Genomic DNA, 658 nt, shown 5'->3' on the forward strand with positions numbered 1-658 from the left:
GATAAGGCCGGCAATCATCGCCGCAGTGGTCATCAGAATTGGACGAAGACGCACTTTCGCCGCCTCCATTACTGCATCGATTCGAGACAGTTTGTTGTGCAGCTGCTCTTCTTTTGCTACTTCACAGATCAAGATACCGTGTTTGGTGATCAGGCCGACCAATGTAATCAGACCTACCTGCGAGTAGATGTTCATCGAGGCGGTGCCCCATGCCAACGCAATCAACGCACCACACACCGCTAGCGGTACCGATACCATGATAACGATAGGATCACGAAGTGATTCAAATTGAATCGCAAGAACCAAGAAGATGATGGCTAACGCAAGACCAAATGTTGCGTATAGCGCGCTACCTTCCGTCACGAACTGACGTGCTTCACCCATGTAGTCGTGGTTGTAACCGGCAGGCAGTTTGTTCTGCGCTACGTCCTCGAACCAGTTAATTGCATCACCCATTGCGACGCCAGGCGATGGTACAGCACCAACGGTTGCTGAGTTCAGCTGGTTGAAGTGAGGCAGTGAGCGAGGCTCGGCGACAACATCAATAGTGATCAGGCTACCAAGTGGTACTGCTTTTCCATCCACAGAACGAACGTAGTAGTTCTTCATTGATTCTGGATTTAAACGCCATTTACGTTCAACTTGAGGAATTACCTCG

The 658-nt window shown here is 50.0% G+C and carries 1 protein-coding gene; it reads right to left on the reverse strand.

Annotated features, from left to right (window positions below; translation table 11 throughout):
• Positions 1-658: efflux RND transporter permease subunit (locus R7Z49_RS25550; RefSeq protein ID WP_318112464.1), on the reverse strand; the 658-nt coding region annotated here is incomplete at both ends.

This window comes from Vibrio sp. 1562 (genome assembly GCF_033340155.1).
GTDB lineage: Bacteria > Pseudomonadota > Gammaproteobacteria > Enterobacterales > Vibrionaceae > Vibrio > Vibrio alginolyticus.